Consider the following 20,449-nt stretch of genomic DNA (forward strand, 5'->3'; position numbering starts at 1 on the left):
TATTGGTGAATGTCCGTATTTTGTACGAATTAAGGTGAAACTAATCCCCTCCGTTCAATAAAGATCGAAGTTATAGGTAAAGGTGAATCTAAACTGTGTTTCTATTTATGTTTTAAATATGTCGAACTCTGAAAATATCCCTTCGATTCGAGAGAAGCGAGGGCTTATATTTGATGTGGATGATAAAGCTTTAATGAATGCTTCAATTAGGACAAACCCTGATGTACGGTTATTAAATAACCCCTCACTTAAACTCTCGACGGTAAACTCAATATCTGAGTAGGAAACAAACGGATTGACCTGTTGGTCTGTTATCGTGATTACTTTGCCACCATTTTCGCTAAACCAACGCACAGTCCGTACGGTAATACTGGAAAACCTATGGTATGAAATGGCAAATAAACAGTCGTCTTTTGTTACATCTACAAGTTGATGTGGCAGTGTAGACGCGTCGGCCTTTAACAGGATAACTTCTTTTCTCAAATAACGAGCTAGCAAATAAAAGTAGTTGGACAGAGCTTCCGCTGACGCACTGCCCATAACGTATAGTTTTCCGTTTGGGTTCTTCATACAAGTAACAGCGAGGTCAAAATCGGATTGAGAAATGGTATCGAATGTTGTCTGCATATTCGCGGTGACTTCTTGAAAGTGCTTAGCAAGTATATTGCTGTTGTTATCAGAAGGTAACGTTGTTTCACAGCGATCAATGGGTGTAGTTAGAACTTGTACAAGATCATCTGACACGTGCTTCTTAAAGTCGATAAAGCCTGAAAACCCAAGACGCTGTAAGAAGCGACCAAGAGTTGCTTTACCTACGCCAATTTGTTTACACAGTTCATCCATTTTCGCGAAGGGCAGCATAGTATAATGCTTAATAAAGTACGCGACGATTATTTTCTCGGTAGAAGTTAATGAATCCATGCTATTAACACTATCGATAAAGTCTTGTTTATTCATCGCATTTTCCCACTCAATTATATCGATGGGAGAATTTTCCTATTCAATAGATGTTTATACAAGGGAATGACTTTTTCCCATATTTAAATTGTGACATAGCTAACCAAATATCAAAAAGTATGATGGGGTTCAAAGTACTAAATAAACGATGAATAAGCCCAACAGTTATATTAATATTTTGTACGTGTAATTGTTGCAAATATGTATAGTCTGTAACGAAGTATTGAAATTACGGGTAAGGGGTAGGTAATGAATAAACTACTTTTTGTAATAAAATTACTATGTGGATAGGTTCATACTGTTATGCGTTAACGGTTATATATATCGCTAATAGTGCATATGTGTGGTTTTTGTACTGCACTGTTTTGATTTTGAGGGTGTATTGTTGTGTTTTTGTTGTTGGCGGGGTGTTTTGTAGTGATTTAGATCACGTTACTGATTGAGCGCTGAAATTTTATTTCATAAAAATTTGAATGTACTGCTAATCTCCTTGGCGCTTTGCAATGATGGCAAAGTGTACAACAAAAGGAGTGTTCATGAAGAATACCAAAAAACCAATGTCGCTAACCGGTCGAGTAATTATCGGTATGGTAGCGGGTATATTGACAGGATTTGCAATTCGCGCATTGTTTGCTGAAAACGGTTTTGTTGACGCCTATATCGTAAATGGCCTTTTTGAGGTTGGCGGCAAAATCTTTATTGCTAGTTTAAAAATGCTAGTCGTTCCTTTAGTCTTCGTGTCTCTGGTGTGTGGCACCAGTTCTCTAAAAGATGTCGCTACACTTGGTCGCCTTGGTGGCAAAACAGTGGGCTTCTATGTGATAACAACCGCTATTGCTATTTCCTTAGCATTAGCCATGGGTACGATTTTCCAGCCGGGTGCTGGCGCTGACCTAACGGCAGCCAACTCGTTCCAATCAGCTGTTGCGCCTTCTTTGGGGCAAGTTATCATTGATATGTTCCCAACCAACCCGATTAGCGCTATGGCTGAGGGTAAAACACTTCAAGTTATCGTATTTGCTGTATTGTTCGGTATTGCTATCAGTGCCGCTGGTGAAGCGGGTGAGCGTGTCGCGGCTGTATTTAGTGACTTAAATGAAGTGATCATGAAGCTTGTTGCTTTGTTGATGAACATTGCACCATATGGTGTGTTCTTCTTAATGGCCAAATTGTTTACGGGTTTGGGCTTAGGGGCCATTCTAAATCTTGCTGAATATTTCTTAGTCTTGTCTGCGACTTTATTGCTACACGGCTTGGTGACGTACAGCTTTATGTTGAAGTCATTTGCTGGTCTAAATCCAATTACGTTCTTACGTAAAATGGAAGATGCAGTGATGTTCGCATTTTCAACGGCTTCATCAAACGCGACTATCCCAGTAACACTTGAAACGGTGAAGAATCGTTTAGGCGTAGACAACAAAGTAGCATCATTCACTGTACCTCTAGGTGCAACCATCAATATGGATGGCACTGCAATCATGCAGGGTGTCGCGACTGCGTTTATCGCTCAAGCTTACAATATTGACCTTTCAATGGCGGATTACTTAACGGTTATCTTTACCGCGACGTTAGCGTCTATCGGTACTGCTGGTGTTCCCGGTGTTGGCCTGATTATGCTAGCAATGGTATTGAACCAAGTTGGCCTGCCGTTAGAAGGTATCGCTCTGATTATGGGTGTAGACCGTCTGTTAGATATGATCCGTACTGCGGTTAACATCACAGGTGACAGCGCCGTAAGTTGTATTGTGGCTAAGTCTGAAGGTGCCTTGGATCTAGAACGATTCAACGACCCTAAAGCTGGCGAGAAAGAAGAAGAGGTTCATCTTTCTAAGATCTAAAAGTTAAGGCGGTATGGTGGTCATTAAGATAGTGGGGTATTCCTCGTATTAATGGCCACCACGTTTTAAGAAAGATCCGTGACTTACCACCAACATGCGATACTTAATTTGTCTGGATCATGAGGCAAAGTTAAAAGTTTGGATGTTGAACCGATATACCACTTTCTAAAGTTTCTTCTTTTCGCACCAAATGGTGCTAACCCTTCAAGTACCTCTTGAGCTTTGATGACTTTTGGGTCATTAATATTTTTCCCCGTTTTTATATGGTCGTGCAATAGCGGGACTAAGGAACGATATACGTCTTCTGCTTGATTCTTTGTAGAGATTTGTTTGTACATTAGGCTTATTAATGTTCCTAATGGAGACGCAGATTTGACTTGGCCAAGGGCAGCTACGGTTGACATTTTTTATTACTCCATAATAACCAAAATATTAGAAAATCGGTTAGCAAAAATACAATGATATCGACGCCGATATCGCTTGTTTGCTCCCAGTAAAAAAAGACGGGCATTAACATGTAATACAGTGAATTAGCTATATAGGTAGAGGCGATTACACGATGACTTTTTAAGGTGAATAGACGTTTACTATAACCGAGCCCAAATAGTGCGATTAAGGTGAAAACAATAATTGGGAATTGGAAGATGTCAGTAAATTGAAAGTAACTCTCTTGAAGCGAGTTTGAAGGGAAGAACGTTCGAATTGAGTTGGCGAATAGTAATAACCAAAAAAAGCACCTAGATAGGTATATAGACTTCATGTGCAATTAATTTTATAGTAAAATTTAATGAAACTTAGCACATATTAGGTGCGCGAGTGCGGAGCTGACTATAAGTTGCGAGTGATTAGATAAAATTTAGTACTCTCCTGAACTAAAGAACCCCCAAGATGAAATTTCAAATAGGCCTGCTGATAAAAATTGCGGAGAGTTTGAAACTTTTATGTCAGTGAGCGCACAGAACAAATCGACAATTACTTTACTTTATTGATGTGTGACTTTATCGTTCTGCCGAATATAAGCAAAGCCACTCACCAGATTTAGGTTCCGAATGTCGCAAACTCGTATCCTCCTTGTTCGCCATGCAAAAACGCAATGGAATTTAGAAATGAAATTGCAGGGGTGGAAAGACAGTAAACTCAGTGCTTCTGGCAAGCGTCACTTCCAAAACATTGACTTCTCCCGTGCTACGCATCGCGCTAAGCCAGCCCATAAACCTTTACATCCTCCGATATATTGCAGTGATTTAGGTCGAGCTTTGTCTTCGGCTCGAATTATCGCCAACCAAGTCAATGGTTACCTAGTTCCGAACGATAAGGTTCGTGAGAGGCGCTTTGGTCAATTAGAGGGTGAGCAGATAAACCATCACGCTTTTTGGGATGGTTACCATCGCCGTTACGAGCAACCACTTGGTCATCAGTTTGGCTCAGAATCGGATGCGGATTTTGAATCTCGCATAGCCTGTTTTTTGGACACGTTAGTCAAGCGACACCTAGGTGAAACCGTTTGGGTGGTCAGTCATGGGGAATGGATACGCACCGCACGCAATCTCGTATGTGGCCTTAAAGGGTGGGAACTAGGTGAGGGTATTCCTGACAACGGGCAAATAACATTGTTAGATATAAAATCAACTAAATAATCGGTTTATAGTTTTCTTCATATCCATTACAATCGCTCTGGTTATTTTAAGTAATGTTTTGTTTTACAAGACCTCAACGAATGTTGAGCAGGGAATTAGGTGAGAATCCTAAACTGTACCCGCAGCTGTATGCGATGAGTATTATCAAGGCCACTGACTCTAAGATCGTGAGTTGGGAAGGCGATAATGCGTTTTAGTCGTGAGTCAGAATACCTGTTACGAACCTTTGCATAATCCGCAAAGGCCATGGAATTTTCGAATACTGGGCGGGGCTACTCAGTGGAAGCCAAATTTACTGCATAATTGTCTTTAAATTATAGCAGGGCACGGCAGTATTCGACTTTCTGTAACTCACCGTTTTGACGCCTTTATTGGTCGATGAATGAGACAGACAGGCGAGACAATAGCGCGGTGTTACACACATTCTTATCGACGTTACCCATTGGTACTTTACAACTAGCTTGCGCTTTTTTCGGCGTTAGGGCGAATGCTTTCTCATGGGAACCAAACCCATGATAGCCAAATCCACGGTAAGTAAGTCAACAGTAACTAAGTCAACAGTAACGAAAGTTAAGCGCTCTAAAAATCGTTCTGATCTTCGCTCTGGTTTTACAACGGGAGCGTGCGCCGCTGCTGCAAGCCGAGCCGCTGTATATGGCCTTTTGCATAATACCTCTCTTGAACACATCACGATTACTCTACCAAACGGAGAACCCGCGACGTTTGCATTGAATCGGTTTGAAATTACACCACAGGGTGTACTGACTGGTGTAATCAAAGATGCTGGTGATGATCCAGACTGTACTCACGAAGCCGAGATTCAATGCTATTCAACTTGGAACCATCTGCCAGGGTTTGAGATAGATGGCGGCGTTGGCGTTGCAAGAGTCACGCTGCCGGGACTTGAACTTCCTGTGGGTGTTGCGGCCATTAATCCTGTTCCATTACGTAATATCCAAGACATGGCGTTATTAGAATGGGCGCAATCTTCAGAAGATCTTAAATTAGCACGAGGTATGCGCTTAGAAATCCGCGTTCCCGATGGCGTAGAGCGGGCCAAGCAAACCATTGGCCCGAGACTCGGCTTGATCGGTGGAATATCCATTCTTGGTACGCGTGGCACCGTAAAGCCATATTCAACCTCTGCATTTTCCGCCTCTGTTAGGCAGTCCGTTCAAATTGCGAAAACGAATGGGCAGCACCACGTTGTGTTGACTACGGGTTCCCGCTCTGAAAAATCCGCCATGGCTTTGCTGCCAACACTTGATCCCCTTAGTTTCATTCAAGCGGGTGACTTTGTGGGGGTCGGGTTGCGGGCATCTAAACGTTACGACGTACCTCAAGTAACCGTGGTCGCCATGATTGGTAAACTCGCCAAAATGGTGGCTGGGCACATGATGACTCACGTTTCAGGCCGCGCGATAGATTTTTCGCTACTGGCCGACTTAGCCGTGCAATCCCAACTCGACGCCGATGTATGCACTCAGATTCGCCAAGCCAATACGGGAAGGCACGTGTTGGATTTGTGGCGACAAACCGGTCAGCAAGCCTTTTTAAATCTTTTATGCCAACAAGCGGCGGAACATGCTTCGGTGTACGTAAAACATGCGGTGACGATTGAATATCGACTGATCGATTTTAATGGTGATTTGTTGGCGAAGTATTGTGTTTTAAAGGCGTAAAGCATGAGATATGAGCGTTTGGAATAGTCACACGGTTGATTAACAAAATTAAGGAACAGTGAAATGGAAAAGATGCGTCAAATGACTCAACAAGGGCGTCAAATCGAGAGTGATTCGTTCACTATTATTGATGACGAAATAGAACGCTTTCATGGTGGTCATAGCTTTACACCAGAGCAATGGAATATTGTTCGTCGCGCTATTCATACCACTGGCGATTTTGAATACGCAGATTTGTTTAAATTCAGCGAAGATGCCGTGTTATCTGGTGTTGCTGCGTTGCAATCTGGCGCGCGGATCATTACCGATGTAAGCATGATTGTTACCGGGCTGAACAAGCCGAGATTGAAGCATTTTGGCAATGAAGCGAGTTGCTATATTTCTCACCCAGATGTGATTCGTGATGCGAAAGAAACAGGAAAAACACGCGCTATTCATTCTATGCAATACGCACGTGATAATGGCTTACTTGATGGCGCAATCGTTGGCGTAGGCAACGCACCCACCGCATTGCTTGAGCTATTAAGAATGATTGAGGAAGGCGAAGCAAAACCAGCCTTGGTGATTGGTCTTCCCGTTGGTTTTGTAAAGGCTGATGAGTCTAAACAAGCTCTATTTGAACAAAGAGGCGTGCCGTTCATTGCCAGTTTAGGGCGCAAAGGCGGTAGCCCTTTAGTGGTTTCGACCATTCACGCATTGCTTGCACAATCTATTTAATAGCCAGTAGGAGATCATCTAGATGACATGTATTGAGCAAAAACAAGCGGCCGTGACGGTAATTGGTGTGCCTGAGGATGGGTGTTTAAGCTTGACCAGCAGAGCCGTGAACAGCGTTGAAAACGCCCGTGTATTAGCTGGTAATACACGCTTGCTTGAATGGTTTCCACAGTTTAAAGGTACAGTGTTGAACATGGAGGTTGGTTTTTCTACATGGCTTGCTCAAGTACTAGAAGAAAGTGAAGAGGGCGGTGTGGTGGTCCTGGCTTCTGGCGATCCCTTATTCTTCGGAATCGGCAGTACGTTATTAAAACGTCTACCAAGTAATGAACTGCGTTTTTTACCGTCTCCTAGCTCCATGCAACTCGCCTGCAGCCGCATAGGCCTTGCTTGGCAGGATTCGAAAGCCATTTCGTTGCATGGTCGTTCGCAACATTATGACACCATTCACGGGCTATCCAGCCAAATGCAGCACGGCAATTTGTTTTGCTTGTTAACAGACAAACATAACCACCCGGTGCGTATTGCCAAGCATTTACTGAAATTTAATAACACCCATTGGCAAGTGTGGGTAGCAGAAAACTTAGGTGCGCCAACGGAAAATATTACCCAGTGGACTGTCTCATCTCTGGCTGAGTCTGACCGCGAATTCGACTCACTGAATGTCGTGGTATTGAAGCGCAACTTAAACCCAGATGTTCAAGCATGGGGCGGGTTAGGCCAGTACGCAAGTGACGATGATTTTGAAAAGCGCATGCCAAAACGTGGTTTGATAACCAAGCAATCTGCACGTCATTTAGCATTGTGTACCATGCGGATAAAACCGACCGATGTTGTATGGGACATTGGAACAGGGTCAGGTTCAGTCGCGATAGAAGCCGCCAAGCAATGCCCACAAGGCCAAGTGTTTACGCTTGAGTCCAACAGCGATTGCTACCCGTCGATCGAAGCGAACATCCAAGCACACAGCACCGATAACGTCACGCTAGTAAAACAAAAAGCGCCATTAGGGCTAGCAGAATTACCGCAACCCTCGAGTGTGTTCATTGGTGGCAGCCGCGGCCAAATGGACGGCATTTTGGATACGGCGTGGCAACGGCTGGCAGGCAAAGGTGTGTTAGTGGCATCGGCAGTCACGGTGGATTCGGTATCTGAAATTTACGGCTGGGCGAAACGCAATGATGTACCCGTACAGGTTCAGTTAGTGTCGATTTCTAATGGTGTGCCTTTGGCGCATTACACTCGCTACCAAGCAGAGAACCCAATACATCTGTTTGTGTTTAATAAATAGCAAACTAACGGCAATAAATTGCACTGGATTCATCCGAGCCACAAGCATCAATTCAAACCTGACGAGGTCTTCATCTTGGCAGGGAAAAACAACAGAATATTAAGAGAATGCAAATCATGACATTAGGAACTATGTACGCCATTGGAGTCGGAACAGGTGACAGCGAGTTATTGACGTTAAAAGCGCACCGATTGTTATCTGAAGTGGATGTGGTGGCATTTCCCGAGAAAGACTTAGGTTCTAATCATTCATTCGCAAAGCAGATCGTTGCTGGTGTTCTGAAAGAGAGCGATATGCAGGGACAGGTTTGTTACCTGCATTTTCCAATGACTCGTGATCCTAGTATCAACATGCCAGCATGGCGTAAAGCGGCTGAAACTCTGGCTGAGTACCTTAAGCAAGGTAAGTCAGTGGCGTTTGCAACCGAGGGTGACCCATCGGTGTACAGCACGTGGGCTTACCTACAAGAAGAGTTAGCTGAGTTGTTGCCAGAGCTGCAAAGTGAAATTATTCCGGGCATCACGTCGATTACTGCGATTCCGTCTCAGACTCAAATCCCTTTAGCAGACGGTCAAGAACGTTTCTGTGTTGTACCAGCAACATGGGGTATTGAATGCTTAGAGCGGCTGTCTAAAGAGTTCGATACCATCATGCTGATCAAAGCGGGCCGCGTTATCCCTAAGTTGATCGAACAGCTTACGAAATTAGATTTGCTAGATTGTGCGACATACGTATCTCACGCTACAACCGCCAAACAAGAAATATACAGCAACCTAAATGATGTGCCGGAAGAGAATCGCTATTTTTCTATGGTTCAAATCTCGATTCGTTCTCGTCGTGGTGTGTTGCGAGGTACGTCTGCGGCGCAAAAATGCAAAGCGCTCGATACCGATGTGAATGAAGTCAGTGCTAATAGCACGAAAAACACATTGGATACGGGCGAAGCCGCATGAAAATAGCCATCTATGCCATTACCTTAAATGGAGCGAGACAGGCAAAACGCTTAGCCTCTACTTTGCCGTTTGCCGACGTGTTTGTGGCACCTATCGGCCAAGAGGCTTACGAAGAAGCCCAAACGCTCACCTTACCGCTGTCTGGTTTTATGACGCCAAGGTTCAATCAATATGACCACCATATCTGCTTTTTTGCCGCAGGCATTGTAAGCCGCATGATAGCACCGTTGCTGCAAGATAAGCGCAGCGACCCGGGTGTGCTTTGCATTGACGATCATGGTCAGTTTGTTATTCCTATGTTGTCTGGCCATCGAGGTGGCGCAAACAGCCTTGCTTGCCAAGTAGCAAAATCCTTAGCGGCGACACCTGTGGTCACAACGGCGTCGGATGTGGCTGGCACGCTATCGGTCGATATGCTCGGCGCGCAATTTGGCTGGAGCTTAGACCCTCGTTGTGAAGCCGCGATTACACGCGTTAGTGCCGCGGTTGTTAATGAGCAAAAAGTACTCGTGGTGCAGCAAGCTGGCGAGCAAACGTGGTGGCCTCATAAACGTTCGATGGCAAGCAACCTGATGTGTCACCCTGATCTTAATTCGAATGCCTTACCAGAACAGGCATCCCAATTAGATTTGTTACCGCCAACGGAGTGGGATGGATTGCTACTCATTTCCGATCAGTTGGAGCCTAAAGGTGCTCAGAAATGGGAAGACAAAACCGTACTTTGGCGGCCGAAATCTTTGGTGCTTGGCATAGGTTGTGATCGCAATACGCCCGCGCACGTAATCGAAACCGGCATTCGCTTGTTTCTTAATGAACACAACCTTGCTCATCAAAGCATTTCGGCTCTGGCAAGCATTGCCCTTAAAGCCGATGAAGTGGGCATATTGGAATACTCGCAATCGAGCCAAATCCCGTTTGTGACTTATCCCGCGGAAGCGTTAGCAGACATAGAAGGAATTGAAAACCCATCTGAGTATGTAAAAAAGGTGACGGGGGTGGCCTCAGTTGCCGAAGCGGCGAGTTTAAAACGTAGCAACACCAACAAGCTGGTAGTCGGTAAGTGGAAGTACAAACAAGATGGTTTTAACATCACACTTGCCTGCACTCGTATTCAATATGACGAACCACTAGCCCGCAAGAAGTGGAAAAACTGGCTAAATGAAGTGGTAAAAATTAACGCTCATGGCAACCAAGTGGTCGACGGTTTTGAATGCAAACCTAAACACGTCGATTTGAATCGCCCAATGCTTTACCACCGGCACCATCTATTAGTGTGCGAAGGCGGACGTTGCGCGAAACAAGGTAGCCGAAACTTAGCTCATGACTTGCGTCAAATCCTTAAAACCATGGGGTTAGACAAAGGCGATAAGCGCATAAAAATCAGCCGCACTCATTGTGCCGGAGCGTGTCGAAACCGCGCCGCGATGGTGGTGTACGAGCGATTAGCCAAAAATGAAACACCGATCAATAACGGTGTGTGGCTTAAAGCTATTGATGAATTCACATTAGAACAATGGAAAGCCTTGTTTGAAGCGCTGCATACGCGTACGCCATTACAAAACATATTATCAGAGCCGTTTTTTGCACCTATTGAAGATGCGAAAGAAAGTTTAGAAGAATTAAAAGATTAAGGAAGATACATCATGAAACGTTTACGTCATTATAACCAAGGCACGGCCATTGTATTAAGCTGCTTTGGCTCGGTGGTAGAACAGACTCGTTATGAACAAGTGGCTGAACATGTTCAAAGTAACCATCCAGATGCTTTAGTTCGCATTGCAACCAGCTCTAAAATGGTGATAAAGAAGCTCGCAAGCCAAGATGTGACGTGTCATAGCTTGCCACAAGTGCTAGCGGATCTAGACACCAAAGGTTACCAGCGCATTTTGGTGGTTTCGGTGTATCTATTCCCAACCGATGAGCACCGTTATTTAACCAGTATTGTTGATGGCTTTAAGCAGTTTTCACTCGCGCACATCGAGCAAACGCCTGCCATCATGCATCATAGCCAGCACACAAGCCGTTTAATTGGTGCGTTGCATCAGCGTTTTGTGTCTGATAATGGCTTCAACCTATACGTTCATCACGGTGCGCCGTTGTTGGATAACCCGGGTCATCAGTCTATTCATTATAGTGACAGCTTGCTCGGAAAATTGTCCCCGCGTAACTTTACGTGCTCATTAGAAGGGGCATGGCCGTTTGATTTGGTTAAAAACGAGATTTGTTCACAGATCAAAGCCCAAGCAGAAGCTGGAATGAAACCTCAACTCACCTTGGTGCCGTTACTGCTGGTTTCAGGCAATCATTTTGTTAAAGACATGCAAGCGATTAAATCTGAGCTAGATGATCAGTTTGATGTGTCGATTGCTAAGCCCGTGCAAGGTGACAAATTCTGCATGCTGGATATGCCAGAGCTTATCAGCATCATGGATAAGCAAATCAACGAGGGTTTGATTCGCCTAAATGCACCAGAGGCGAATAAATAATGGCAAAACTGACGCTAATTGGTTTAGGGCCGGGCAGTATTGATCTAGTCACCCCTGCGGCGCGTAAAGCTATTGAAACCGCCGATGTCGTGGCAGGGTATAAAGCCTATGTAGATTTGATCCGAGAACTGATTTTAGAACAAGAAGTGATTCAAAGTGGTATGACTCGCGAATGGGAACGAGCCCAAGCCGCAGTTGAAGCGGCGGCGGCAGGTAAAGACGCGGTATTGGTTTGCTCTGGTGATTCTGGCATGTACGCCATGGCGCCTTTAGTATTGGAGTTGCTAGAACAACACCCAGAGCTAAACGCACAAGTAGAGTTGGATATAATCCCGGGCATTACCGCGGCCAACGCCTGCGCCTCTTTAGTTGGTGCACCTTTAGGTCACGACAGTTGCACCATTTCTTTGTCGGATCTTCTCACGCCTTGGGATGTGATTATTAAGAGAATTGATGCGGCGTCTATGGCGGATTTTGCGATTACGTTTTATAACCCTCGCTCTAAAAAACGTACCCAGCACATTGAAACTGCTCGTGAAATTTTACTAAAACATCGAAGCCCAGAAACGCCTGTCGCGGTCGTAAACGCCGCGTATCGAGACGATCAACAAGTCACCTTAACCACGTTGGCGGAATTTACCAAAGTCGAATTTGGAATGAATGCCGCCGTGATCGTCGGTAACAGCAATAGCTACCGTTTTGGTGACTGGGTCGTGACCCCTCGTGGTTACAAAAATAAATACCAATTGTCCGATGGCAAAGTGTTAGAAGGCCAAAAACGCGGCCACTCACTGAATACTACCGAAGCACAGCAACAAGAGGTGAACGCATGACCGTGTACTTTATTGGGGCAGGCCCCGGTGACCCAGATTTAATCACAGTGAAAGGGGCTCGATTGGTAGAGCAATGCCCTGTGGTGATGTACGCAGGCAGCCTTGTACCCAAAGCCGTGATTGAACGTGCTCGCGACGATGCCAAAGTATATAACTCTGCAGATATGGATCTTGATGACATTACCAAAGTATATCAAGACGCCCATGTTGCAGGCCAAGATGTGGCACGGGTTCAAACGGGCGATCTCTCTATCTATTCATCTTTAGCAGAACAAACGCGCCGCCTAGATGAACTGGGTATTGAGTGGACAGTCATCCCCGGAGTATCGTCTTTTCAAGCTTCTGCGGCAGCGTTAGGCCAAGAGTTAACTCTTCCAGAAAAATGCCAAACCATCATTCTAAGCCGAGCTTCGGGTAGAACGCCCGTGCCAGAAAAAGAAAACCTACGCTCGCTTGCCAAACATCAAGCGACCTTGTGTTTGTTTTTAAGTGCAACGCTCATTCGTAAAGTAGTGCGCGAGTTGTCTGATGTGTATCCTCAAGACTGGCCTGTCGCTGTGGTAGAAAAAGCCTCTCACCCAGAGCAACGCATATTGCGCGGAACCTTGGCGACCATTGCTGACCAAATGCACGAGGCAGGCATTCGTTCAACGGCGATGATCATCGTGAGCAAAGTATTGGGAGAGCAAGATTTTGTCGACTCAAAACTCTATGACCCGACCTTTTCTCATGCGTGCCGAAAAGCTAAAGTGGTTGAGGAATAAGCTTTGTCATTAGTGTTTTGGATGGCGTTGTCTGTGATTAGCGCGTACCTACTTGACCGATTGTTCGGAGAGCCTAGAAAATGGCATCCATTGGTGGGCTACGGCAATTATCTCTATTGGCTAGAGCGGCGCTTAAACCTTGATGTTCTATGCGATAACAATCGCCCGTTTGATGCCTCCAAAGCGCATCAAGATAAAACCAAACGGCGAGGTATCATTGCTTGGTGTTGTGCTACCTTGCCAATTGTGATGATAGCAGCGGCCATCGTTGAGCTACTTTTTCAGGGTTCTTTAATCCTCTATTGGATCAGCAGTACTTTGATCTTGTATGTGTGCATCGGACAAAAGAGCTTACTGCAGCATGCTGATTGGATTCATCGGCCATTGGTTGCGGGAGACATGGACCAAGCGAGAGAAAAAGTGGGCTGGATCGTCAGCCGAGAAACGAGTGACATGGATGAATATCAAATCACCTCTGCCACCATTGAATCGGTATTGGAAAACGGCAACGATGCTATCTATGGCGCGATATTTTGGTTTCTCGTTGCGGGGCCAGTTGGCGCTATTGTTTTTCGCATGGCTAATACCATGGATGCGATGTGGGGCTATAAAAACTCGCGCTTTATCCAATTTGGCTGGTGCGCCGCTAAACTCGATGATGCACTTGGCTATCTGCCCGCGAGACTGACCGCCATAAGCTACGCCTTAGCGGGTAATACGCACCTTGCGTTGAACTGCTGGAAGCAACAAGCCAATCACTGCGAAAGCCCAAACGGTGGCCCGGTCATGACCAGTGGCGCAGGAGCGTTAAGTATTGAGATTGGCGGCCCAGCGGTTTATCACGGCGTGCTAAAGGAAAAACAATTCATGGGTCGCGGCAGAAAAGCTTCAGGGCGAGACATAGCCCGAGCGTGCCAGTTGATTCAAAGCACAACACACATATGGTTAGTGACAATGTCACTTATTGTGGGCTTGCTATCAATATAATCACCGAAATAATAATAACCGAAGTTTCGAATACGACAATGGATATGAAATGCTAAATCATGGAGGCAAGCTTCGCCAATACGCGAGGCAATTTGATCGCCCTTTAAATGAGTGGGTGGATCTTTCCACAGGCGTGAGCCCGTTCACTTACCCAATCGGGAGTATTCCTGAACCCGTTTGGAATAGGCTGCCAGAAGACGAAGACGGACTAATAGAGGCCGCATGTGGTTATTATCAATGCGATAAACTACTGCCTGTAGCGGGTAGCCAAGCGGCGATTCAGCTGTTACCTAAGCTAATGTTAAATCGTTACTTAACCTTGCCTAACATTGCCCAACACGACGTGCCTATATTCAGAGTGGGTTTACCAAAGGTTGGTTACAAAGAGCACCAGTTAGCATGGCGCAATGCGGTATTTACCTATAAGCAATGTGGTGTGTTACTGGAGTATTGTTTTTACGATGCAGAGCCAACACATGCCGATTTAGTTCAATTGGATGCGTTGCTGGTGATCAACCCAAATAACCCGTCGACGGACAAATTCACGTCAGAGCAGTTGTTAACATGGCGCGGCTTAATGAAATCTGATGCGGTTTTGCTGGTGGACGAAGCCTTTATGGATATGACGCCAGAACAAAGCATCCTTCATCACTTTGCGAGTAATTCCGGTACCAAGTCGTTACCTGAAAATATCGTGGTATTAAGATCGCTCGGAAAGTTTTTCGGGTTAGCAGGGCTGCGTGTCGGTTTCTTGTTTGCCTATCCATTGATACTAGAGCGAGCAAAGTCCCAAATTGGGCCGTGGGCAGTCACGGGTCCGAGCCGTTATGCCGCAACTAAAGCATTAGCTGATCACGCATGGCAGCAACAAAATCGTTCAAGATTACGAAAAGAGGGGGAACGAATGCAGGCGCTGTTAGCGAATCATTTCTCTCAACAGCCTAACGGCCATTCCCTTTTCTACACAGTAAAGCTAGATAATGCAGAAGACGTGCATATCGCGTTAGCAGAGCAAGGCATTTTGAGCCGTTTATGCGATGAAAAAGATGCCGTTCGCTTCGGTCTGCCGAAAACAGAACAAGAATGGCTAAGCTTTGAACAAGCACTCAATAGAATTAAGGAAGTTCGATGAATACCAAACCTGACTTACAGCACTGTCCTGCACTTGTTGTTGCCGCGCCATCATCTGGTAGCGGCAAAACAACCGTCGTCGCGGCATTGGCAAGGCTACTGACTCAACAAGGAAAGAAAGTTCGGGTATTCAAAACTGGGCCAGATTTTATCGACCCACAATTTCTTTCTTTGGCGTCCAAATCGCCGGTATATCAATTGGATTTATGGATGTGCGGAGAAGATGAATGTCGACGCTTGTTAGCTGAAGCCGCCGTTGAAGCCGATATCATCCTAATCGAAGGCGTGATGGGCATGTTTGACGGGCAATGCTCCAGTGCCGACATCGCCGCCAAGTTTAGCATTCCCATTCTTGCGGTAGTTGACGCAGGGGCCATGGCTCAGACTTTTGGCGCCTTGGTGCATGGGTTAGCCACTTATCGAGAAGACGTCACCATCTTCGGTGTGATGGCAAATCGAGTAGGTTCTCCTCGCCATGCAGAAATGCTGCAAGAAAGCCTAAAACCTGGCGTCGAGTTTTGTGGCTGGCTAGCCAAAGATACTGACCTTAGTTTGCCTGAGCGCCATCTAGGGTTGGTGCAAGCGTGTGAGCTAAAAGACATTGAACAAAGGCTAGACAAAGCCGCGTCCGCATTGGCAGAACATGGTGACATACCGCTCCCTGACCCCATTGATTTCAGTTTCCATGTTGATGTGACCAATAAAGACTATTCTTGCGCGCTTGAAGGTAAAACCATTGCCGTGGCATTTGACGCTAGTTTTGCTTTTTTGTATCAAGCAAACATCGACTTATTACAGGAAATGGGCGCAAACATCGCTTATTTTTCACCTTTAGCAGGTGACACCTTGCCAGCCTGTGACGCCTTGTATTTACCGGGCGGTTACCCTGAGTTGAATTTGACCGAACTTGCCAACAATGCGGGCTTGATGGCCGAGATAAACGAACATATTAGTCAGCAGAAACCGTGTTTGGCAGAGTGCGGTGGCATGTTGTATTTGAATCAGTCCTTATCCAACAAGCAAGGTGAAACTCAAACTCTGGTTGGCGCGTTAAATGCCAAGTCTGAAATGCAGCCGAAATTGGCTGCACTTGGCATTGTGAAAGCAGAATTTGGTGCCGGAAAGCTCACTGCCGGAGAGCGCAATGCTGGAGAGCTAAGAGGCCACACGTTCCATTACTCAAAAACCATAAGTGATGAAGCGGTTATGGTGCGTCCTGTCTCACAATATGGCAGAGAAACCGACCCAGTTTGGTATAAGCATCAAACCATTGCCTCTTATATCCATTGGTATTTCCCTTCTAACCCGCATGTAGTAGCAAAAATGTTCAATGGAGAACTGTGCTAGCGAGTCTTCACATTTCTAATCAGCGCTTCCTGAACTTAGTTTGCTGGGAAGCGCGAATAAGCGATATGTCAACAAGTGGGCGCATGTTCCGATTCAACAAGCGGGATCACATCAAACAGCGAGTCGAAAATGTGCTTAGCACGAGCGGCGATGTCTTCTCTTGGTGGCAAAATATCAGGCACCATAGCGGCCATGCAGCCAGCATCTAACCCGGATTGCATGCCATTGTTAGAGTCTTCTAACACGAGGCAGTGCTCGGGCTCTAGCGCTAATAACTGAGTCGCACGAAGGTAACAATCGGGTTTTGGTTTTCCGTGTTCAATATCTTCTGCGGTCACGATGGCATCAAACTGAGTTAGGTAGTCTGAATGTTTGAAGTGATGCTCAACTTCAGGGCGGTGAGAGGAGGTGACTAACGCACACTTCAAGCCGTGTTTTTTTAGCGTTGCGAATAAGCGGTCGAACCCCATTTTGTAAACCACACCAACGGCGCGTTGATTGCGTAATTCTTGTTTGCACACGCTGCGATATCGCTCTAGATCCAACTGGTCACCAAATTCAGCTTCAAGCAGCCGTTCACATTCCGGATCTTGAGTGCCAATGAAGTGCTGGTAGATCTCGTCGGTCAGATCCAGCCCTTGTTCTTTGGCTGCATATTGCCACGCAGCCTTGTAAATGTGCTCACTATCGAAAATTAGCCCATCCATATCAAACAGCAGTGCTTTTATCATGGTTCTTCCTATTGATTATGACGGTACTGTTTTACCAAGTTTTGAAAGAGAAATGAGCCGCTTAGCTCACATCCTTGTGACTGTTAACCTGAATTTTACAAATTTTTGGCTCCATTGGGTGAGGGTAAGCTTTGGTGGCCCAGCTTTACCTTAATAGAAGGGTAGGCTTTAACCTGCGCTTTTAGTTTTAAAAGGCTTGCTCTGTTTTCTAATTTGTCTTGCGTAAAGTCGCCTGGTTCGACACTGTTATTCCAACCCCATGCAGTATGGCTAATGTCCCCAGCCAGCAGTACTGGCCTGCCCGTGGTGTTGATAAGATAAGCCGTCGACCCTGGCGTGTGTCCGGGCATGTGAAGGGCGAACATGCTGCTATCTCCAAAGACATCCACTATGTCATGCTTCCATTCTCTTAATGCTGGCCTGCCAGACAGCAAGGTATCGACGACTTTTTGAGTAGCTAAGTTTATCCAATACTCACCAGCAGCTTCTCCTTTGCCTGTATAAATAGGCACCTGCTTAGAAACCTCTGGAAGCCCAGAGATATGATCGACGTGCAAGTGGGTAAGAAACACGCCTCTTAATGGCGATGAAAGCGCTCCAATGATGTCGGCTGTGAATCGTTTTGCGTCGATGTGTTCTAGGCCAAAAAGTCGATGAAGAATCGGATTCACCCCAAAGGTTTCAGGTTGATGGACAAACGCTTCGGATACGCCAGTGTCGATGAGGAAACTGCCGTGAGTAGGGTGCTCAAGCACATAGGTAAAAATTTTGATTGGCTCCATTTTGTCTTTGAGCTGCGCTTGTTGAGATTTGTCATGATTTAAATTGACTAACCCGGCGAGTGGAACCTGCCAGTCTGCTGCCACCACAGTTGTTAGGCTCACAATGCCTTGCCCGACGGGTTTCGATAACATGGCGTTGATGTTTTGCATATTCGAAGCCATGCCCAAAGGGCTCTTTTTGGCTTCGTGGGTAGACGCTTTATAATGGTTTACGGCCAAAAGTGCAGCTGAAACCAATACCGTAACAGTGATAAAAGTGCCGATGATCCTTTTTTTGTTCATGAATGACTCCCTGTGAGATAGCTCTAATTTGAATAAACCAAAAATGCGTTAATCAATCTACTTTAGCTATGCGTTGTTATAATAACAATTGACTAAAATCGCATGGGGTTATCCAAAAATGAATATCGAAAGGCAACAACAGTTAAGTTGGGATGACCTGAAACTGTTCATTGCTGTTGCGGAAAGTGGCAGCTTTAGTGCCGCCGCTAGGAAGTTAGGTTTAAAGCAACCGACATTGAGTCGACGCATGTCAGAGATGGAGGCATTGCTAGGCGAAGCGTTGTTTATTCGAGATAACCTTGGATGCAGACCAACGGAATTTGGCCTTCGGCTGGTGCCCGCAGCAGAACAAATGGCGCAATGGGCCGAGGAAGCTTGGCACAGCGCAACGCAGAGTTCTAACCAAGTGAGTGGACGTGTGCGTGTGACTGCGCCACCGGGCATTGCGTTTGGTTTGATTCCTGCGCTTGCAGCCAAGCTTGCTCTAGTGGCGCCGCAAATACAGCTTGAAGTAACCAGTAAATTAGAAACACTGAACCTAGCGCGGGGTGAAGCAGACATTGCAATGCGAACCCGCTTTAACCCAACTGATGACCTCGTCTGTTTGGCCACCATCACCAGCGACATGTGCGTGATGGCGTCTCCTACATACGCTCAAAGCCTGCCGTCTAAGCCAAGCTTTGAGGATATTCGCTGGATTTGTTGGCCCGACAGCCATAATCATCTTAAATTGAATCAAATACTGCAAAGCGTCATACCGGACTTCAAGCCTATGTTCACATCAGACGACTTCAGCGTTCAAGTTGCAGCCTGCGAAGCGGGAGTTGGTGCCATGGTACTCTTTGACTCAATTCGCCTTAACAACATGCTGGAAAATTTGGTAACCATTCCGATAGACATTCAACAATATGGCGGAGGGGAGCTATTCTTGGTGGCGCACAAGAGACAGGCGTATTTGCCTAAGATAAAACGAGTGGTTGATGCGATGGAACTGGTATGTTCTGAATTGCAAGATAGTAGTCGTTTTGAGCGTCATTGAGATTGATATTATTGTGGAAAGGTATGTTCTGGACAGAATTAAATGTTTAAAAATAGTGCGATTTATTTACTTAGGTAATATTTCACCGTGATGAATGCCGTGAGTGATGTACCCAGATTTCTTCGCTGGGGGGCAGCTAAGATACTTATAGCAATTCTTTTGTAATCAGAAAGTACTTTCGCAACCCTCTACTAACTCTTTGGTGTGAACTCTTTGGTGTGTGTCCGATCAAAGTACCTTATTTACATAAATTTACGGTCGCTTACGTTGCCTTACGTACGTTAGCATATACTAATATTAACTAAGGAACACAAAGGGCACTATCATGAAAACTACATACACATTAATTGCACTTGTTACCCTTGCCGTTGCAACTGGCGCTACAGCAGCGAATATGAATAAAGGTAAAGGCAACAACATGCAGCAACCGGAATTTGTACAGTTAGATCTTAATCAGGACGGTCAAGTTACCGAAGACGAATTTAATCAGGCCAAGGCGGAACGTATAGAGAAGCGTACCGAAGAAGGGCGCACATTAAGAAATATCAGCGCCTCAAAGACCTTTGAAGCCGTAGACACTAATGGTGACGGCGTACTGACCAAGGATGAGTTCTTAGCTCAGCGTAAAGATGGTATGAATGCAAATCGCGGAGGGAAACAGTCCAAGTCGATGAAATCAAATATGCAACGACCAGATTTTGCGACATTTGATATAGATGGTGATAAGAGCATCACTCAAAAAGAGTTCGATACATACCGTGCAGCAAAACAGCAGAAAGTAACCAATGACGGGCGTGCACTCAATGGCAAGAGACAAGCGGATGTGTTCACTGCCTTCGATACTAATGGTGATGGTGTAATAAGTGAAGAAGAGTTCGCTGAACGTCAAAGCAAGGATCGTCAGGGCAAAAAAAGAAGTTAGATTAACTCAATACAAATTTAGGCCTCTGCACGAGGCCTTATTTGCGTAAATTTGTTAAAGAGACACACAC

19 protein-coding genes and 1 riboswitch are annotated in these 20,449 nt (G+C 45.6%); of the genes, 15 read left to right on the plus strand and 4 right to left on the minus strand.

Annotated features, from left to right (window positions below; translation table 11 throughout):
• Window positions 1-105: 105 nt before the first annotated feature.
• On the minus strand, window positions 106-957 hold the full coding sequence (locus QWZ04_RS22620) for a MurR/RpiR family transcriptional regulator (protein ID WP_290330551.1): 852 nt from the start codon (window positions 955-957) through the stop codon (window positions 106-108).
• Between the two features lie 536 nt (window positions 958-1,493).
• Here QWZ04_RS22620 and QWZ04_RS22625 point away from each other — a divergent pair.
• Window positions 1,494-2,795, plus strand: a complete 1,302-nt coding sequence (locus QWZ04_RS22625) for a dicarboxylate/amino acid:cation symporter (protein ID WP_290330552.1) — start codon at window positions 1,494-1,496, stop codon at window positions 2,793-2,795.
• An 83-nt stretch (window positions 2,796-2,878) separates the two neighbouring features.
• On the opposite strand, the gene QWZ04_RS22630 is transcribed toward QWZ04_RS22625, so the two are convergent.
• Window positions 2,879-3,199 carry a hypothetical protein gene (locus QWZ04_RS22630; protein WP_290330554.1) on the minus strand — a complete coding sequence of 107 codons (321 nt, stop codon included), beginning with the start codon at window positions 3,197-3,199 and terminating at the stop codon, window positions 2,879-2,881.
• A 645-nt stretch (window positions 3,200-3,844) separates the two neighbouring features.
• Here QWZ04_RS22630 and QWZ04_RS22635 point away from each other — a divergent pair.
• The 12 genes from QWZ04_RS22635 (at window position 3,845) to QWZ04_RS22690 (ending at window position 16,623) form a co-directional block, all read left to right on the plus strand.
• Entirely contained in the window at window positions 3,845-4,432 is a 588-nt protein-coding gene (locus QWZ04_RS22635) for a histidine phosphatase family protein (RefSeq protein ID WP_290330555.1), read from the plus strand.
• Between the two features lie 44 nt (window positions 4,433-4,476).
• Window positions 4,477-4,667: riboswitch (cobalamin riboswitch) on the plus strand.
• A 277-nt stretch (window positions 4,668-4,944) separates the two neighbouring features.
• Window positions 4,945-6,114, plus strand: a complete 1,170-nt coding sequence (locus QWZ04_RS22640; protein ID WP_290330556.1) for a cobalt-precorrin-5B (C(1))-methyltransferase — start codon at window positions 4,945-4,947, stop codon at window positions 6,112-6,114.
• Between the two features lie 63 nt (window positions 6,115-6,177).
• Window positions 6,178-6,831, plus strand: coding sequence for a precorrin-8X methylmutase (locus QWZ04_RS22645; RefSeq protein WP_290330558.1), 654 nt, complete (start codon window positions 6,178-6,180; stop codon window positions 6,829-6,831).
• A gap of 22 nt (window positions 6,832-6,853) precedes the next feature.
• Window positions 6,854-8,122 carry a precorrin-6y C5,15-methyltransferase (decarboxylating) subunit CbiE gene (cbiE, locus tag QWZ04_RS22650; protein ID WP_290330559.1) on the plus strand — a complete coding sequence of 423 codons (1,269 nt, stop codon included), beginning with the start codon at window positions 6,854-6,856 and terminating at the stop codon, window positions 8,120-8,122.
• Window positions 8,123-8,238: 116 nt separating this feature from the next.
• On the plus strand, window positions 8,239-9,075 hold the full coding sequence (cobI, locus tag QWZ04_RS22655; protein ID WP_290330560.1) for a precorrin-2 C(20)-methyltransferase: 837 nt from the start codon (window positions 8,239-8,241) through the stop codon (window positions 9,073-9,075).
• Window positions 9,072-10,706 carry a cobalamin biosynthesis protein gene (locus tag QWZ04_RS22660; RefSeq protein WP_290330561.1) on the plus strand — a complete coding sequence of 545 codons (1,635 nt, stop codon included), beginning with the start codon at window positions 9,072-9,074 and terminating at the stop codon, window positions 10,704-10,706. The genes cobI and QWZ04_RS22660 overlap by 4 nt, the downstream gene beginning before the upstream one ends.
• Before the next feature lie 12 nt (window positions 10,707-10,718).
• Window positions 10,719-11,561, plus strand: coding sequence for a sirohydrochlorin cobaltochelatase (locus QWZ04_RS22665; protein ID WP_290330562.1), 843 nt, complete (start codon window positions 10,719-10,721; stop codon window positions 11,559-11,561).
• Window positions 11,561-12,394 carry a precorrin-3B C(17)-methyltransferase gene (gene cobJ, locus QWZ04_RS22670; protein ID WP_290330563.1) on the plus strand — a complete coding sequence of 278 codons (834 nt, stop codon included), beginning with the start codon at window positions 11,561-11,563 and terminating at the stop codon, window positions 12,392-12,394. The genes QWZ04_RS22665 and cobJ overlap by 1 nt, the downstream gene beginning before the upstream one ends.
• Window positions 12,391-13,158 carry a precorrin-4 C(11)-methyltransferase gene (gene cobM / locus QWZ04_RS22675; protein ID WP_290330564.1) on the plus strand — a complete coding sequence of 256 codons (768 nt, stop codon included), beginning with the start codon at window positions 12,391-12,393 and terminating at the stop codon, window positions 13,156-13,158. Before cobJ ends, cobM begins: the two co-directional genes overlap by 4 nt.
• 12 nt (window positions 13,159-13,170) lie before the next feature.
• Window positions 13,171-14,145: an adenosylcobinamide-phosphate synthase CbiB gene (gene cbiB / locus QWZ04_RS22680; protein WP_290330586.1), complete on the plus strand. Its 975-nt coding sequence runs from the start codon at window positions 13,171-13,173 to the stop codon at window positions 14,143-14,145.
• Between the two features lie 49 nt (window positions 14,146-14,194).
• Window positions 14,195-15,277, plus strand: coding sequence for a threonine-phosphate decarboxylase (locus tag QWZ04_RS22685; protein WP_290330565.1), 1,083 nt, complete (start codon window positions 14,195-14,197; stop codon window positions 15,275-15,277).
• Entirely contained in the window at window positions 15,274-16,623 is a 1,350-nt protein-coding gene (locus QWZ04_RS22690; protein WP_290330566.1) for a cobyrinic acid a,c-diamide synthase CobB, read from the plus strand. The genes QWZ04_RS22685 and QWZ04_RS22690 overlap by 4 nt, the downstream gene beginning before the upstream one ends.
• 68 nt (window positions 16,624-16,691) lie before the next feature.
• On the opposite strand, the gene QWZ04_RS22695 is transcribed toward QWZ04_RS22690, so the two are convergent.
• A complete protein-coding gene (locus QWZ04_RS22695) occupies window positions 16,692-17,354 on the minus strand; it encodes an HAD family hydrolase (protein ID WP_290330567.1) in 663 nt (220 codons plus the stop codon).
• Between the two features lie 95 nt (window positions 17,355-17,449).
• Window positions 17,450-18,418: an MBL fold metallo-hydrolase gene (locus QWZ04_RS22700; RefSeq protein ID WP_290330568.1), complete on the minus strand. Its 969-nt coding sequence runs from the start codon at window positions 18,416-18,418 to the stop codon at window positions 17,450-17,452.
• A 118-nt stretch (window positions 18,419-18,536) separates the two neighbouring features.
• Between QWZ04_RS22700 and QWZ04_RS22705 the strand changes: the two genes are divergently transcribed.
• Both QWZ04_RS22705 and QWZ04_RS22710 read left to right on the plus strand, forming a co-directional pair.
• A complete protein-coding gene (locus tag QWZ04_RS22705; protein WP_290330569.1) occupies window positions 18,537-19,457 on the plus strand; it encodes a LysR family transcriptional regulator in 921 nt (306 codons plus the stop codon).
• Between the two features lie 325 nt (window positions 19,458-19,782).
• Window positions 19,783-20,379: an EF-hand domain-containing protein gene (locus tag QWZ04_RS22710; RefSeq protein ID WP_290330570.1), complete on the plus strand. Its 597-nt coding sequence runs from the start codon at window positions 19,783-19,785 to the stop codon at window positions 20,377-20,379.
• Window positions 20,380-20,449 lie beyond the last annotated feature (70 nt).

Origin of the sequence: Vibrio tapetis subsp. quintayensis, from assembly GCF_030409945.1 — a bacterium.
Classification (GTDB): Bacteria; Pseudomonadota; Gammaproteobacteria; order Enterobacterales; family Vibrionaceae; genus Vibrio; species Vibrio quintayensis.